This window comes from Arthrobacter sp. WCS2018Hpa-7 (assembly GCF_031843805.1).
Classification (GTDB): Bacteria; Actinomycetota; Actinomycetes; order Actinomycetales; family Micrococcaceae; genus Arthrobacter.
The window spans coordinates 265,494-282,411 of sequence record NZ_JAVTJB010000003.1; the positions used below are offsets into that span (position 1 = coordinate 265,494).

A 16,918-nucleotide genomic window follows, 5' to 3' on the forward strand; every position below is an offset into this window, starting at 1 on the left:
GACAATGTCCACACTCTCTTTGGCCTGACAAAGCATCCGCCTGGCTGGCTTCCTCACTTAAAGAACGAGCCAAAACCAAGAACTTTGACGCAGGATCTCGAAGTCATGTTGCACTCAGTGCTCCTACCCATGAAGAGGTGTAGGCCAACCACGACCTACCGGACGAACCAAGAGAGGAACCCATAGCCCCAGCTCACAGCGAGCGGAGGGCCCACAAGCCAAGTCCCTGAACCCGCTCCCCCACAACTGAACAGGCGACCCGCGGCGCCAGGCGCACCCCGCGGCCAGTGTCAGAGGGACCTGACCACCCAGAATGTACACACGTTAAAGCAAAAACCCCCTCTGACGAGGGGGTATGCCGTGCCCGAGGTGGGACTCGAACGGGATTCCCGGCCTTGCAAACACTGGGAAGTCGCGGAAACATGCGGAATCCCGGGCAGTCCGGTGCTTGTACGAGGCAGTTCGAGGCGGAAAGTGTGGACAGTGTCCACTTTGTTTCGTCGCGTTGTGACCAGGGCCAGGATGACCACTGAAAGTGACAGCACTTAGTTCCCGACTAGAAACGAAGCATGAAACATCGCCATCCACGCTGAACATTGGAGTTTGCGAACGCTGTCCGCTACCCGCAGTTCCAAGCGAAGACTCGACATTTGACGTACTCGAGGTTTCATCGTGTCAGCTCAGGCTGTGATGTTGAGCCACTCGCGGACCTCATTCTGGTTCTTTGGTGCTTTAGTACTCAAACCATTGAGTTCTCCCATCTCAAGGATTCGATCGAGTAGAACACGACGAACATCGTCCACGCTTGTCGATGGCGTTATCCCTCCAGCCCGATTCAGGGCTTGTAGGACATACGTTGCGTGCGGTCTAACCACTAACTGGCCCCGGTTTTGGGCATCGACACGAGCTTCACGAGCCAAGACATCAATCTCGGCGGCTGAGATATTGCCTCCTGTGGCGTAGTTCGTTTTAAGGCCACCCAATACGTTCGCAACTGCAACCATCACCTGATCGAGTCTTTCTGGACCGATAAGGGGCAGCGCCTTGTCGTAAGTGCGGAGTTCTCTCGTTATCTCTGGCACGACTCCGGTGCCCGTGTCTTCCGTGGTCCAACCGTCTGGGATTGGAGTGTTTAGCGGGTGTATGTATCCGGGGGATGGCCCTGACAGCAGTGCATTCGGAACCACAGACTCAAGGAAGCGTTTGAAACCCCCCAACTCTGCCCAAACGCTCGTGATCTCCGTGCCGAACACAAGAGTTAACTGTTGGGACAGGGCAGCGAGCGGAAGGGGTTTGTTGAGTTCATGCACTGCAGAAAGCGTCTCTTCAATGAGTGCTGCAGTGATCTCCGAGTCCCGACCTATCCGAGGGATTTCCTCGTCTAACTGCTGACCGGCCCCGCCTTCAGCCGGTGTCGGAATGACCACAGTGTCCGGACCGCTAGCGACAAACGCAATTGGGGCGTCGTCTGGCTGCGCGTCAACTTCGCGCACAGAACGTTGCGTTTCGACGTCCAGGCCTATGCGGAGGTCTTGTGCAATGTTATCTACGGCAGCCAGGAGCTCCGCCATGCGAAGCGACATGCCTACTATCCATTGGGGCACAGTGGAACCCGGCTTGTAGGTGTCCTCGTGGGTAAGTTCGCCCCATCCATCTTGGAGCAGCGTTCGCGTTTGAAGCTCAACTCGAACGCGCCGATATCCCGTCATGTGTGGGACCGGCACTACTAGATTCACGTGATAGGCGCGGTATCCTGATGGTTTTGGATTGGCGAAGTAGTCTCGGTGAGAATTCTGCTCCACGGTGACGGAATCAGCTGCCGTTCCACTTTCAATAGGCAACTCCCCAATAATTTCCTGGAAAGTATTTATATCAGAGAGATTGTTGCAGATAATTCGAATGCCCACGAGATCATCTATCACCTGTGGTACATCGTCAAGTGCCTCGATTTGGGTTAAGTATTTCTCACGGTTTAGCTTAGCGAAAGACCGCTGCGGCGACTTTACACGACTCGTAGAGATCCGAAAGCGCCCGCGATCTACGGAGTCGATTCGCTCGTCCAACAGCTCTTCAACAAGCCGCAGCGCCGTTGCCAGGGCAGGTTTTAAAAAACCCTTTTCGGCGCTTTTGTGCCAGTTTGAATACTCCTCGTACCGCAGTTCAAACATACTTCTCCCCGATCCGCTGAATGACACGCGCTCCTGGTTGCGGCCCTGTTCCCAAAAGATAACCCATAGCTAGGCACCAGCAGTAATCGCCCTCAACACCGCCCGTTAGGCCGCGACTAAAGGTAGGGCAGGCGTGCGAGGTCTGGGCGGCGCGGCTCAGGTTCGTAAAATCCGCCCATTGCAACACGACCAGTAGCCATCGTGTGGTTCGGCGAGCAGCACAGCGTGTACCGATATTTGACGCGCGTGTTTTTTCGCCTGGTTGGTAGACAGCTGACCAGCCCCACCCGGCCCCACAATCACTTACGTTCGCCATGGGCCCGTAGGCGGCAATCTACGAGTCCTGAGATGAGCGGGTGACCTGTTCACATCCAGATCCCACACATCTACGCACGACCATCCTCGTTTTCGATGAGACCGTAAGGCGGATCGTCAGGGCTTTGCGAGTAACGAACAACTATGTGCTGGTTGGCCACAGAGGGCGGTTGGTTATCGACGAAAATAATCTGCGCGCCGGGGTGCTTGGCGAGCCAACTATCGACGTGACGGTAGATGTTCTCCACAATGTTGCCGCGGCTGGCAGATATAAGCCGGCCAATTTCTGCTCCGTCGTCGATGTCACCAGCCGAGGAGCTTGGGACAGCAACCGTTCCGGGGACGAGGTTCTTTTGGGGGCTGTCAATGATGACGAATCCAGGATGACCTGAGCCCTGCTCGAAGGCTAGCTCAAAGAGCGCGAGTTCCCAGGCAAGTGCGATGAGCGTCATAGCCCCGGATGAACCGACCTTGTCATATCGGCGCCCCCGAACGAACGGTACGAGGTTCCTGTCAAGATGAACGAGATTGATCTTCGGATAGGCGAAGTCTTCAAGGATGCTGTAAATGCGTTCGCCGATCAGGGTGAGCGTCGCGTCCCGGGAGGTCGCTTTTTCCAGGTATCGTGCCTTGCGCGATCTGGCTTCCTTGAGGGCTGCTGATGTCTGCATAAGTTCGACCTCCTTTTGCCGCAATTGCAGCAGCATCTGCCGCGCTCGGAGCATCGTCTTCAGCTCGACGCGAGTGTCGCCGAGTGACATCTGAATTTCGTCCCGTTGCACCAAGAAGGGGGAGACAATTTCGCCGGAGATCCGGTCAAGCGCTGATTGCGCTTCTCGAACGTCTGCGTTGGCAGCGCTCAGTTGCCTTCGCAGCTTGTCGCCCTCTGCACGCACTTCCTGAGCGAAACCTAGGAGCTGGTTCAGCCGGCGCACGAGGCTGCGTCGTTCCGTACTTAGATCAGGAACGCTCTGCCCATTGGCGACGTCAACGGTTAGGTGAGAGTGACACAATGTGCACTCACTACCGACGATCTGGGGCGGTGTTTGGAGCTTGCTCTGACAGGCTGGGCACGCCACCACGGTGAGCGAGTCAAAGAGGTTCAACGATTCAGCGACTAGATCAAGTCGCCGTATTTCGTCGGCATACTGTGCCCGGAGGGGTTCGAGGCGCCGCGCAAGAGTTTCCCGGTCTCGCAGCTCAGCTTGGATGCGCTGTGCTCGTTTTTCGTTCCGGGCGTAGTTTGCACGTAGCTCTGAGGTGAAGTCACCTCGGGCGGAAATGTTGGCGTCCATAGCCCGCTTCCGTGCGTTAAGTTCCGCTGCGTGGATTTTGAGCCGGTCCGACTCTCGGTCGATCTCCTCGATGGTGGTGACTCCCGCGTCCGTCAGGAACATTCGAAGCGTCTGCACAGCCCGTGCGAGCTCCCGTTCCTCCGCACCAAGTTCTTCCACGGCACGCGACAGTGACGACTGCTCATTATCTGAGACGCCGAAAAGGATATTTACGACTTGATTGAGCTTGATGGAACGGTGAGGTTGTCTTTCGTAGGCAAGGTCGCCGTTGTCGAGTCTGCGATTTGTTAGAAACCAGAGCGGCTGCAAGTCGCGGAAACTAAGTACGTTAGTTTTTGAGTCGGTCTGAGTCGGTGACTGGTCGAGACGCAGCCCGCTAAGACCGCACAGCTGCAGGAGATAGTAGGACAGGGAATCTGCGTCGGCGGGTTCTGACGTGAAGGACCTAACTGGTGTGCTAGACATTGTGTCGAGGTCGCCGGTGTAAAGGTAGGCACTGGTTCTCTGCGTGCCCAGCGCTCGCTCTATGACGTAGTCACGGCTGGCATCGCTCGTTCCCGCCACATCGATGGCAAGTTGAGCGGATCGTACGTTCGCTAGCACCTCATCATGTTCGGGGTGCTCTTTCGCGCCGAGGCACCAATCGATGAACTCCAGCACGGTGGTCTTACCAGTGCTTATCTCACCGGCGATAATCGACAGTCGGCGGATCTGCTCCTTGTCATGCGAGTCTGTGAAGTCGACACGGTACGAATGCTTTGGTCCGACCAAACGGAGGGCTCGTATGTTGAATGCTGGAAGATTCGTCATGAGGTCGATTCCTAGAAAAGCATATCGCGCGATGCGAGCCCGAATGCTTCAGCCTCGAACTCATCGATTGTCGGACTATCAATAAGGTCAAAAAGTACCGGGTCCACCCGAAGCCACGCTTCGAGCTGCTCCCGCATTTTCGATGCAGATAGTTTCATCACAAGTGGAGCAACGGTCGCAACACTGAGCCGAAATGCGTCGGCGTACACAGAGTACAGACTGTCCGCTGCATTCTGCCCAAGCTCAGTGACGGTGAATACTCTTTGTCCCGCACTCACGGTGAGTCGCACGAGCCCAAAAGCGACTAGTTGGGCGAGGTCCGTCGTCACTCGTTCCCGACGAGATACGAAGCGCTGGCTCGGCGAGGCGTAGGTGATGGAATGGCGGCCGAATCCTTGGAGCCGTAGCTGAGTGGATGCGGGAGATTCCGTGTCCAGCACCAGGAAAGGGTTAGCTGACAGGAATTCGATGACCGAGAGCCGCTCAAGATCAAGCTTGAACTCTTGGGCTTGTGCACCGACCAGTACGAGCATGATCTGGGCCATGCGAAAGGCAGGAACGGACTCCGCACGCAGTGTCGATGCAGCGTTTTCCTCGGGATCTGCGTTCGCGTTCACGGTGCGCCATCCAGTCTTTCCTCATCATTTCGGTTGGAAGCGCCGACCCCGCCCTTTGCACGGTGGTCTTTCGCGACATCACGCCAGTCACGAACCCAGCCCGCGCGACCATTGTCCACGGCTTGATGGAGTAAGCCCACGCCGTGGAGGACGTGCGCTCGGAGACTCGCGGCCTCCTGCGCGTGACTCGTCTCAATGCCTCCTAGTACTTCACCATATAATTGCGGTAAACGCCGGTCCGTCGACATCTGACATGCTGTGTTAAAGGCCGTCGACCAAGTCGACGAGACCCGAACGCGCCACGTCGAGAGCGCTATAACTTCGGGGCGGATTCCCTTGTCGGTAACCTCTCGCTCCAAGATCTCAGCGTTGAAGAAGGCCTCTCTGGCAGCGAACGTCTCTGGCAAACCGGCTTCGCCCATCTGGCGAACGAAGAGTGCACCGTCGTACTGCGTGTCGTCAACGAGTTCCTCCAACCCCCGCGGCTCTTCGGGTTCAGACGTTGTCGACGGAACTGTGAAAATAGGCGAGAAGTAGTTGTTCCGGACATCCGCCGCTGCCGCTGACTGCAGCCGGCGCCTCAGTCGCCCTGCGGTCTCGAGGTCAACCACGAGGTTATCGTCCCTGGCAGTCTTCTTTTTCCACCGTTCCCACCAGGTGAGCATCGGACCATCCAGTTCGCAAGGGACGCAGAGCGTCCAAGTCACGATTTTGTAGCCGTTCTCCTCGGCAGCTTTTTGCGCTGACTTGTACGATTCTCGAACATCGCCCTGCTGCGTCTTAGCAAACCCGTCAATGAAGTACTTCGACTGCCAGACATGGACTTCACCGTCTTTTCCAAGGTCGCCGACATAGGCGTCAATGCCCCAATCGCCCGGGTTCGCTTGAACTTCCTGAACATCGGGATGAACGATACCGACAATGTCTGCTATAAGCCGTTCAAATGCGTCTCGGGCACCCGAAGGACCCGCGAACCGCGTCTGGAGAAATCGAAAGTCGATATCGCCGGAGCCCACCACAGCAATTTGTTCTGACAACCAACCTCCAAGTCCCGTTCCGTAGCAGCAGCATATCTAAAAGCCATGAACCCACACAGTCTGGGATGTGCGTATCCACCTTCGCACCTGATCCAACTAGTGCTACAGGCATCAGTCTTCCGAAACGGTATTGAGTGGAGTGTTTTCCCGCAACGCGATGAAGCTACCCCAACCATCGAACGGCTTGCCGGCGGAGAGACGGAGGCCGTCCTCAGGCCCAAAGGAAGCCCACCACCCTTAGGACACGTCGGCTTCGTCTAACGGATTTGACCGCGGCCGACGCCGTAATTTCCTCCGGCGGTTCTTACCCGTCGATTGAGTCGATGAAACCGCAGCTGCCCCGGAATTATGCACCTGACGCTTATTCCTCCGGTGGCACTGGTCCGATTTCGGTGCATTGCTGAAAAATGACTCCTTTAGCTCAATCGCCCTTGCTAGTTCGGGGAATGATGCAGCCAACCTCTTGATGTGAGGCAGAAGGCCGTCGTTCCCTCTCCGCTCTTCCTGTTTCCATGGGCTCGATCACTGCCCCCGTGGAGCAGTCTTGTCCCAACGGGGCCTTCCGCCTAGGCGCTTCGGAGCCCATTCGATCAAGAGTGGCCGATCCCGCTTTGATCGAATGGGCTGCAAGCCGCCGTGATGTTGGAGAGACGGTGGGGGCGCCGCCGCGTCTCAATGGGACAATGTGATCCAACTCCAGTTCGCTGGCATCGAGTTGTTCTCCACCGTAGGTACACCGATGATCCAGAAATTTCACGAGGTCGAGCCAGTCTTGGATACCGAAGTCTTTGTAACCAGGATTGCCGTACTTGGCTGCTTTTCTCTTGCTTTGGGACATGCGACGCCTCAGCCTTACAACGTCGATGTTTGCGTCGACCCAAGCTGCTGTCTGACACCTTGTGCTGCAATACATAGAATTTTGTCTGGCTCTTGACATGTCGTCCCCACACTGCGGGCAAAGACGGAAGCCCAGTGTTTTGACGCGTTTCTGGCCTCGCTTTTCTCGGAGGTAGTGCATGTTGCACATTCCTGCCGTAAATCGTCCCTACCGGTGCGAATTAGAAGTCAATCCGGAAACCAGCGTGGTGGCTGGCAACTGAAGTCAAGTCATGCAGGTGCCGATAACGGCGCATATGTCGGGACTGAAAGCAGTCCCCCGGCCCATCCGGCGCAGCGGCCCCGCCAAGCGATGCCACATGCCGAAGACTAGGGCCGCTCAGTCATGACGCTGCACATCGGGCTGCCCATGAATAGGCAGAAGCAACAACGCTGTTTGTCATTCTGATATCCCGATCATCGCTGGGTGGCCCTTCGCGCAGCCAGGGCGCTACCGCGCCGGACCCAAACCGGAAATTTCGCTCGGCGCACCTACGTCGCCAATCTCCTCTTGAAACTTCCGGCCCTGTCCCGGTACCCCAAGTTGCTCCGGCCTTCCCCAGCGCACAGGTCTCCTATCAGAACGACCCACAGGACCAACGACCACAGTCTCACCAATAAGGGCAAAGGAACAGGACAATGAATGCGCTCACCATCAAAGACCCGGCAGACCTGCTGAGCTTCATCGGGCACACCCTCGGCTTCTGGCCCAACGAGAGCTTAGTCTGCATCACCCTGGACAAAGGCAAGGTCGGGGCGACCCTCCGCATCGATCTCCCCCGACAACCCGGAACAGAACTCGCCTATGCCAGGACAGTCAGCAGCTACCTCACTAGCGACACCAGCGCGACGAGCATCGTCTTCGCCCTCTACACCTCACACTACTGCGAACCCGGCCAGCCCAAACCACACGCAGCAACCATCGCCGCACTCACCGGAGTCCTCGCCGAAAACGGCATCACCATCCGTGACGGAATCTTCGTCGACGACAACACCTACTCCCCCTACGACAGCGAACCCGGACAAGACATCAGCCTGCCCCTCAGCACCACCGAATACAGCCGCGTCAACGCCGAATTCATCTACCGCGGCAGCACCATCGAACCCACCAACCAAATCGTCCTCCCTGCGCCAGCCCAGGAAGCAGACCACGCCATCGCCGTCGAAAACCTCATGAACACCATCCGAGCCCAGGCGCCGCGACAAGCTGCGGAACAAGCCAGACAACTCTGGACGACGATGCTGGAATGCAACGACTTCCCCACAGACACCGAGTGCGCCACCCTCATCGCGAACTTCCAATTCCCCCACATCCGCGACCGGCTCATGGCCGACATCCCCGGCATCGACGAACCACCCCAACACATCCTCTTCGCCCAAACCCAGACCGCGCCAAAATGGTCACGTGTCGAATGGGCGCAACAACTCCTCCTCCACGCCTACACACGGACCAGCCCACAACACGCGGCACCCATCCTCACCACCATTGGCTACATCAGCTGGTGGGAAGGCAGGGGGTCCAAAGCACACCAATACATGCAACTCGCCCTAGACACGGACCCCGGCTACCGCTTCGCACGTCTCACCGATCAGATGCTCGGAGCCGGCATCATCGCCGGCTGGAACACCAACAAAAACACCGCCTACAAAACCCGGCTCGACATGCCCTGAAGGGAACAGCCGACCGATGATGCCCTGTTGGGGTATCGGGCTAGGGCTGGGCCTCTACACGGTGCCGTGTCCAAGCCCTGGCACCGTCCGGGAGATTGAGTTCATGGATCGGAGCGCGGAAGCGCAATCAGTCCACCCGCTACTGGCGCGAAAAGCCTGGCTAGTGATCGATGCCGATGTGATCCTCTGGCTCAAGTGCCCACGCAACGCGATGGAGAATCGTTGCAACGCGCCCGCGCAGGGCATCCAACCAAGGATGTGACGATCCTTCGTGGACAGGGACGACAGGGGCGTGTGGAAGAGCGCTGTTTGCCGTTTCCAGAGCGCTTTGCGCCGCTTCCTGTCGCGCGAGCAGAAGAGCGAGCGGGTAGTAGCTGTTCATTGGGATTCTCCTAACATTGGCAGCAGCGAGCGACCGTGGCGATTCGCTTGGGGAAAGAGAAGAAGGCGGAAAGGTCCCGATGCGGATCAGTCGACATTCTGCCGGCCCAGCCTCGCATAAACGTTGGGACGCTTGGATCGGAGGAAGAGCGCGTAAAAGATGCCGCCGAAGAACAGGGCGAAGGTAAAGCTCATGAAGATCACAGTGAGCAGGGCTGAACCGCCGATCAGTTCAGGGTAGTTGGTGATAGCCAGGTACGTAATGACGCCGAGGAAAATGACACTGACCAGTGGAGCTATGATGCTCTTCCAAATAGATTCAGGTGCAAAGCTGCGGCGCCGCAGGAAGTAAACGAGCACAGCAAAACTCGTAATGAACATCAGGAGCAGCACTGCAAAAGTACCGCTTCCGCTGGCAATTGGATAAAGGACATCAGGCGCTACGCCCAGAATTGTGAAGACGACCGTAGCGGCACCCCAGATAACTCCGACGGCCAGTGCTGAAACGAACGGTGACTTGTGCTTGGGATGCACCCGCCCAAGAACCGTTGGCAACGCGTGATCTCGCGCCAATGCAAAGCTGTACCGCGCCGCGATGTTCTGGATCGACAACATACACGCGAGTACCGACGTAATGAGCAGCACCACAGCAATATCCGCAAAGATCTTCCCAACCAGAGCTGCAACGGCGTCGTTGAAGAGGTTCACAGTATTGGACTCCGCCGCGGCCTGTACGTTGTCAGGGCCCAGGAAAGCAATGAACGCCCACGCCGCAAGGGCATAGAAGAGCCCAATGCCGACGACCGCGATGTAGGTCGCCCTGGGTATGGTCCGGTCAGGGTTCTTGACCTCATCGCGATAAATAACGGTCGCTTCAAATCCGAAGAAGTTCCCGACGGCGAAAAGCAGCGCCAGGCCCAGAGTTGCATCCCCCAGGGAGGGAAGGGCAAAGACCGCTCCCTGAACTGCCTCCATCCCGTTGGCTGAGAAGGACGCGATGTCAAACACCACCACCACGGCCACTTCCAAGAGCATGACGACAGTGAGCACCTTCGCCGAGAGATCGATGCGGTTATACGCAAGGAGTGTGGTCACAGCGATAATGCCTAGCGCGTACCAATACCAAGGGACATCCGGGCCATTCAGGGAATTCATGACGAAACCGTTAAGGGTCACACCGAAGAACGAAGGTGCAAAGAATCCGATGAAGATGTAGCCAAACAGCGCAAGAAAGGCGCCTCCAAGACCAGCAGGCTTTCCCAAGCCGGCCGTAACGAAGGAGTAGAAGCCGCCAGGTCCCTTGACGCTCCGGCTCATCTTCACAAAGCCCACAGAGAACATCAGCAACATCAGAGTTATAAGGACATAGATAGCTGGGGCGGTCTGGCCGCTGAACATCAGGAGAACGGGGAGAGTTCCCGCCACGGTGGCCAGAGGTGACGAGAATGCCAGCACGTTCATCACAAGTTCCCCCACCCCCATGTTGCCGCTGAGTCGGGTTTCCTGGGCATGGCGCGTCGCCTGAGGAGCGTCAATTGTCTTGTGTTGCATGTAGGCCTCGTCACTTGGTTATGAGTTCCGAATCACAGTATCGATGGCCGGCGTCGCGCCCTTGTGCCACCTTGGGACACCTTCCAGTGGATGCCCCAGCGAGACCGGGTAGGCCGTACTATTGCCGCATGTGGAGCTAGACGGCACTTCGGATTTCGGCGTTGATCTCGGCGATGGAAAGAGTCAGGGCCACAGCCCGGACAGTCAGCAGAGAAAGTTCCTGGTCCCCGCCGCTCCGATCGGCCCATCGACCAACACCGTCAAGCACGGTGAGTATCTGTTGGACGGTAGAGGCCGAGAGCTTGAGCCCCATCTCATCGGCTGCAGCAATGTACATGTCTTGGTGGAGGCTGGTCCAAAGGTCGGCCTCTGCGCGGACCTCGTCCTTTAGAAAGCGTGCCACCTTGTCCGTAGCGACCAGTAGGTCCCATATATTCGGTTCCGGTCTTTGCAGTTGCTGAGCCAGGTGGCCTTGGACAAGCGCAGCCCAGTACTCTTCGGCAGACGTCGCTTTCTCGGCTCCAGCCAGAAGGTCGTAAGCAAAGGCATGCGTAAACCACCGGAGCGACTCCGCCACGATCTCGTCTTTTCCCCCTGGGAAGCTCGAGTAGATGCTGGGTGCTTGCATACCCACCTCTCTGGCTAAGGTGCGCAGGCTGACTGACTCAAAACCGCGGGTCGCAGCGAGTTGCAGGAAGCCCGCCACGATTCGGCGCCGGGTCGGAGTCTGCATTGACCAATCACGCCCTGACAGGAATTTTCTGACAGCGGCATTAGCTTGCAGTCGCGGCGACTCGCTCACATCACCCACCCCGTTGATCGACAGTGATGACTCCACCTTAGCTAACGAACACTCGTTAGCAAAGAGGAATAATCCAACCGTCCTCTCAGCCACATATGATCGCCCATTCGCAGGAGCGCGGCAGTTCCGACCGATCTCTCGGTCACCCGCCCGATGATAAGTTCGTCTGAATAGGCTGCCCGGCTGGCAATGGTCAGTCCCGCCCCAGATAGGGTCAGCGACCCTGGAGGCACAGCCCGTTTGGATCTGCTCGCCTGAAGTGTTTGGAGGCCACTGTCCGACCACGGCAATTCGAGGAGCGCAGATGCCCCGGGCTCCGAGAACATTCTCACAGTGTGTCTACTTCGGCAGATCCGCCTGATCAGGGTGCTTTCCGACGTACCTAAAAGGACGCCTGCCACAGCCAGATCCGGTCCCGCCGGACCTCCAAACGTGATCGGCAAGATGTGCGTAGATGGACGATGCTCGCCATGGTCATAGGTGACCGTTGAATAGGCAGCCGCTAAGAAAGCCTCGAGGTCCTTCGCACCTATGGAACGCTCGTCGTAGTCGAGAAGGACGCCATCTTTCATCTTCTTGAAACCATTGATTGCGACTGATTCAAGAGACTGGACGGCCTCCATGAATGCTTCTACGTATGGACCAGGAGCAGCCGGCGCCAGTATCTCCACCAGCAGCTTTCCAGGTTCACAGGCAATGAAAGCCAAATCCTGGAGACTCACCACGCCCTCAGTTCTCCCGTGAGAGGAAAGAAAGCGGGCCGTAGCGCTTGAACACAGTGCCAGGTACAAGCGCTACGGACCGCAGCTTGGAGGGTCTAGATGCCCCGAATCGGCCACGGCCACGCATCACTCGTATCGCGGCCCTCCGACATTTCCTGCAGGAGTCGATGAACAGTTCTGCCAGACCGCTTTAGCGAATGGTCGCTACGCTCTCCGGGATCCGTCTCACTGGAGTGAGGTGAGGTTCGCAGCCACTCAACGTGCCGCCCTTGTGCGAGCTTTCTGTTCATCATCGGGATCAACCCTTAAGAATTAGTTGTGCCTTTTGGTCAATTCCAGTTTGGGTTCCTGCAGACCTTTCAATCCGTGTCAGTTTGAGACACCGCACAATAGAATTCGCGGACTCAACGCGAACTGATACTGACAACAAAGATGAAGATCCCGGACGCGGCAATCAGAAGCGCCGCTGCACGAGGCGGGACGCTGTGGACACCTCGCATTGTTGCTGTAGCCCGGGGCTGCGGGCCGGGCTTGGCCAAGTGGTCGCCAACCAAGCGCAACCCGGCAGCCACTAGAACCAGGAAGACCCCAAAGTACTCCATTCAGTCCGCCCATCGGGCGCTAAACGGATCCAGCGCCACGGCCAGATGCTTGCTGGTGTATTCAGGGTCCACCTGTGAGACCTGCATGGCACAACTGAACCCGTCCGTAAGAACCAGTGCACCAGCATCAGCCTGACCAATTGACGGAATGATCGAGTGCTCCGCAACTTTCATCGACATGTCAAAGTGCTCTGCCTCGAAACCGAAGTTGCCGGCCACGCCACAGCACGAGGATGATTCCACCAAGCTGGAAACTCCCCAGGCTTCCAGGACCCGTTTCTGGGCGCCCGAACCGAACACGGCATGCTCATGGCAGTGCGTTTGCAATACTGCTGATTCGGGCGGCAGGGCCTTCGGTTTCCATCCTCGAGTAACGGCCTCGTCCACGGCGACGGAGAAGGATCGAACTCTGGCCGCGACCCTCTCAGCAGCGTCGCCACCTACCAGTTTCGGACCTTCGTCCCGGATGGTGGCAGCGCAACTGGGTTCAAGGACAACAATGTCCCGGTCCGTGCCGTCGTCGAGCTTGCTGATCAACTGAGCCAACCGCCGTCGGGCCCCTTCGCGCTGCCCGGTGGAGATCCACGTCAGACCGCAGCAGGCGTCCGGCGTACAGCCTACAGATTTGCCCGTGTCACGGAGCACGCGGGCAGCAGCCGGAACCACCTCGGGCCTAAAGGCGCGGGTAAAGCTGTCGATGAACACCAAGATGTCGGCATTGTCCGCAAATTCGGCTTCCCGCACCCGCTTTCGGATCCGACCGTTCGCCGCAAAAGCCGGGAGCCGTCGTCGGGCACTGATGCCCAGCCACTCCCCCGCAAGCCTGAACGGCCGGAATGATGCTCCCAGGTTGGCCAGTGGCGCCACCCGCGTCAGCAGCGGAAGCCACCGCGGCAGCCACCCTATGGAGTAATGCGTGAACGGCCGGATCCGCCCACGATAGTACTCGTCGACCAATTCTGATTTTGCCTCGGCAATGTCTACACCTGTGGGGCAATCCGTGGAGCAGGCTTTGCAAGAGAGGCAAAGGTCCAGGGCCTCCCGGACTTCCGGGCTTGACCAGCCATCCTTGCTGTTGCCGTTTGCCCGGGTCAGTTCCTGCAGCACCCGCGCACGGCCGCGGGTCGAATCCTTTTCATCCTTCGTGGCCCGATAACTGGGGCACATAAACCCGCCGCTGGTGGAACGGCACCTGCCCACTCCGATACAGGCGTGGGAGTTACCCACAAATGGACTGGAGACCTTCAGCAGTTCGCGATTTCCAGAGGAAAGCACGACGGCGGCACCCGGGTCTGCGGTCAGCTCACCGTGGGTGGGTCCAGGCTTGACGACACCTTCCAAGGCCAGCGAGGCAGCGAAAGGAACTGGATGAACGATGATCCCGGGGTTGAGGATTTGTGCCGGATCCCAGAGGTGTTTGAAGGCCCTGAAGATGCCGATCATCTCCCGGGAATACATAACTTCCAGCAATTCGCTGCGTGCCCTGCCGTCGCCATGCTCGCCGGACAGCGAGCCACCATGGGTCACCACCAGGTCAGCCGCGTCACGGGTGAAGTCACTGAAGACCTTGCGTCCGGAGTCGCTGCGGAGGTCGTAGTCCAATCGCATGTGCACACACCCTGCTCCAAAGTGGCCGTACATGAGGGCGGTGTAGCCGTACCTTTGCACCAGTGGAAGAAGGTCCGCCAAGTAGTCGGCAAGCCGTTCAGGGGCCACAGCAGAATCTTCCCAACCCGGCCACGTTTGAACTCCGTCGATCCGCAGCGACGAGAGTCCGGCGCCGTCTTCACGCACACGCCACAACTTTGCCCGCTCAACAGGGTCAGTGACGATCCTGAAATCGACAACGCGCCCGTTCGCGCCGAGCTTGTCGGCCAATTCCTGACAGGAAGTGTCGGCCAGCTGCAAAGTATCAGCCGAAAACTCCACCATGAGGAAGGCACTCCCCCCCAGGCAACGACTCAACGCTGGCGGCTCCTCGCCGGTGCCTCATGATGTCCACGATCGAAACATCCAGCCCCTCGATGGCGCTCGGCTTGGCGGACAAAATGGAAGTGACATCACGTGCGGAGTCGATGGTGTCGCGGTAGCCCAGACACAGTAGGGCTGTGGTGAGGGGTTTGGCTACGAGGCCCACTTTTGCGCGAACAACGACAGCGCACGTACCTTCGCTGCCTGCCAATGCGGCGGCAACATCGAATCCGTGTTCCGGCAGCAGATGGCCCACGTGGTACCCGGAAACCTGCCTGGGAATGGCTTGAAGTTCAACACGTAGCCTGGCCATGTTTTTTGCGGCCAAAGCCTCCAGGCCCTCAGTGAGCTCCAGCGCGCGAGCAACGGAGTGGGTGTCGGATTCGTCAACAGCGCGGAGAAAGCCACGCCCGGCCCTCAGGTAAGCGCCGTCAGCAGTGACAAGATCCACTTCCCGCACATGATGCGTCATACGCCCATAGGCCACGGAGTGATTTCCGCAGGCGTCATTGCCGATGGAACCACCGATGGTGGCCCGGGTCAGGGAGGAAGGATCCGGTGCAAATGTCAGAGTACCCGTCGTGGCCTTTTCAACGTGGGCGCGCAGCTCACCGAGGACAACCCCAGCGTCGGCCCAAACTGTTCTATCTTCGGCGTCGAGAGCCCCTACTGCATTCATGCGGCGGGAGAGGTCCATCACCAAACCGTCGCCGATGGCGTTCCCTGCCATCGAGGTACCCCCGCCGCGCGTCGTCATCGGTACTGCCAACGCCGAACATAGGCGCACGATTGTTCGTACGTCATTGACACTTTTTGGGAAAGCCACGGCGGCGGGTCTTACCCGATAATTCGATGCATCGTAGGAGTATTCAGACAGCCTTCGCGAAGAGTCGTCCACCTCGACGCCGTGATGTTCCAACCGGGCGAGCAACTGCCTCAAAGCCGTGTCGCCGCTGTCACCATGGGGCATGGTTGCGTTCTCCATTCGTAGGTTTCAGGAAGAAGTGTAGGCAGCCGCGGTATGCCCTGGATTGTGCCAAAACAGAACGGGCACAGCGGATAAACCCGCTGTGCCCGCTTGACTGATCTTGCTGCTTACTTCAAGAACTCGGAAAGGTTGTCCTTAGTGATGAGCGTGAACGGCAGCGTGTAGCGGTTCTCCACGTTCCCGCCCTTGAGGAAGTCCGTGACAACCTCAACTGCCTTGACGCCCTGGCCAGCAGAGTCCTGACGGACGGTGGCAGTCATTGTCCCGGCTTTGATGTCTTGCATGGCTGGTTCAGTACCGTCAACGCCGACTACGGCCTTGAACTCGGCGGTTCGTCCCGCGTCAGCAATAGCGGAGGCTGCACCGATGGCCATTTCGTCATTGTTGGCCACGACGGCGTCGATCTGGCCGGCGCTAAAGCGCTGAAGCGTGTCTTCCATGTTGCGCTTGGCGTCGTCACGGCTTCCCTTCGCCTGGAATTCAGCCACGATCTTGAAGTTCTTGTTGATCTTGCTGTCGAAGCCGTTCTTGCGGCGATCGGTCCAGGAGGCACCGTAGATGCCCGCGGCGAAAACAATGTTGCCGCCCTCCGGAAGAGCCTTGTTCAGGTACTCAGCCTGCATTTCACCGGCCACGGTGTCATCCACACCGATGTAGCTCTTGTATCCAACGTCCGAACCTTCGGCGAACTCGGTGGACAGAATGAACAGCGGTATGTTGGCCGCGATGACACGCTTCGCTGCGTTCTGGCTGGCCTCGCCATCCAAAGGCTGCATGATGACGGCGTCTACCTGACGGGTGAGAAGATCCTCAACCTGGTTGAGCTCACTTCCTACGTCCTTCTTGGAGTCGGTGATGTTGAGCTTGACGCCCTTTTCATCGGCCGTCTTCTTCATGGCGTCCGTCATGTGCGCCAGGTCCGGGTCCTGAAGGTCAAGAACCACAACGCCAATGTTGTAGGACTTGCCGGCAGCCTCCGACGTGCCGGGGGTACTGCTCCCCCCGCAGCCGGTGAGTGTGAGGGCTCCAGCGGCCAGCATAGCGGTGGTTATGGCGAGCTTCTGTCGCATTCCCATGATGGTTCCTTTCAATGGTTCTGATTGCTGAGGAGA

General features: G+C 58.1%; 12 protein-coding genes. 1 reads left to right on the forward strand and 11 read right to left on the reverse strand.

Annotated features, from left to right (window positions below; all coding sequences use genetic code 11):
- Positions 1–680: 680 nt before the first annotated feature.
- The 4 genes from RQH14_RS05350 to RQH14_RS05365 all read right to left on the reverse strand — a co-directional run bounded on the left by RQH14_RS05350 (position 681) and on the right by RQH14_RS05365 (position 6,242).
- Positions 681–2,168: a hypothetical protein gene (locus tag RQH14_RS05350; protein WP_311212306.1), complete on the reverse strand. Its 1,488-nt coding sequence runs from the start codon at positions 2,166–2,168 to the stop codon at positions 681–683.
- 386 nt (positions 2,169–2,554) lie between these two features.
- Positions 2,555–4,588 carry a hypothetical protein gene (locus RQH14_RS05355; protein ID WP_311212307.1) on the reverse strand — a complete coding sequence of 678 codons (2,034 nt, stop codon included), beginning with the start codon at positions 4,586–4,588 and terminating at the stop codon, positions 2,555–2,557.
- Between the two features lie 11 nt (positions 4,589–4,599).
- Positions 4,600–5,205, reverse strand: coding sequence for a hypothetical protein (locus RQH14_RS05360; protein ID WP_311212308.1), 606 nt, complete (start codon positions 5,203–5,205; stop codon positions 4,600–4,602).
- Complete coding sequence (locus tag RQH14_RS05365; RefSeq protein WP_311212309.1) at positions 5,202–6,242, reverse strand: hypothetical protein; 1,041 nt, start codon at positions 6,240–6,242, stop codon at positions 5,202–5,204. Before RQH14_RS05365 ends, RQH14_RS05360 begins: the two co-directional genes overlap by 4 nt.
- A gap of 1,515 nt (positions 6,243–7,757) precedes the next feature.
- Here RQH14_RS05365 and RQH14_RS05370 point away from each other — a divergent pair.
- Complete coding sequence (locus RQH14_RS05370; RefSeq protein WP_311212310.1) at positions 7,758–8,789, forward strand: DUF4192 domain-containing protein; 1,032 nt, start codon at positions 7,758–7,760, stop codon at positions 8,787–8,789.
- Between the two features lie 160 nt (positions 8,790–8,949).
- On the opposite strand, the gene RQH14_RS05375 is transcribed toward RQH14_RS05370, so the two are convergent.
- The 7 genes from RQH14_RS05375 to RQH14_RS05405 form a co-directional block, all read right to left on the reverse strand.
- A complete protein-coding gene (locus RQH14_RS05375) occupies positions 8,950–9,171 on the reverse strand; it encodes a hypothetical protein (protein WP_054808180.1) in 222 nt (73 codons plus the stop codon).
- A gap of 86 nt (positions 9,172–9,257) precedes the next feature.
- Positions 9,258–10,721 (reverse strand): APC family permease, encoded by a 1,464-nt coding sequence (locus tag RQH14_RS05380; protein ID WP_311212311.1) that lies wholly within the window; start codon positions 10,719–10,721, stop codon positions 9,258–9,260.
- 136 nt (positions 10,722–10,857) lie between these two features.
- Complete coding sequence (locus RQH14_RS05385) at positions 10,858–11,454, reverse strand: TetR/AcrR family transcriptional regulator (protein ID WP_311212312.1); 597 nt, start codon at positions 11,452–11,454, stop codon at positions 10,858–10,860.
- Positions 11,455–11,564: 110 nt separating this feature from the next.
- Complete coding sequence (locus RQH14_RS05390; protein ID WP_396136270.1) at positions 11,565–12,146, reverse strand: carboxyltransferase domain-containing protein; 582 nt, start codon at positions 12,144–12,146, stop codon at positions 11,565–11,567.
- Positions 12,147–12,847: 701 nt separating this feature from the next.
- On the reverse strand, positions 12,848–14,779 hold the full coding sequence (locus RQH14_RS05395; protein WP_311212314.1) for an FAD-linked oxidase C-terminal domain-containing protein: 1,932 nt from the start codon (positions 14,777–14,779) through the stop codon (positions 12,848–12,850).
- The gene (locus tag RQH14_RS05400) at positions 14,760–15,803 is read right to left on the reverse strand and encodes an FAD-binding oxidoreductase (RefSeq protein ID WP_311212315.1); all 1,044 of its coding nucleotides are present in this window, start codon (positions 15,801–15,803) and stop codon (positions 14,760–14,762) included. The genes RQH14_RS05395 and RQH14_RS05400 overlap by 20 nt, the downstream gene beginning before the upstream one ends.
- 110 nt (positions 15,804–15,913) lie before the next feature.
- Entirely contained in the window at positions 15,914–16,882 is a 969-nt protein-coding gene (locus RQH14_RS05405) for a sugar ABC transporter substrate-binding protein (protein WP_311212316.1), read from the reverse strand.
- Between the last annotated feature and the right edge of the window lie 36 nt (positions 16,883–16,918).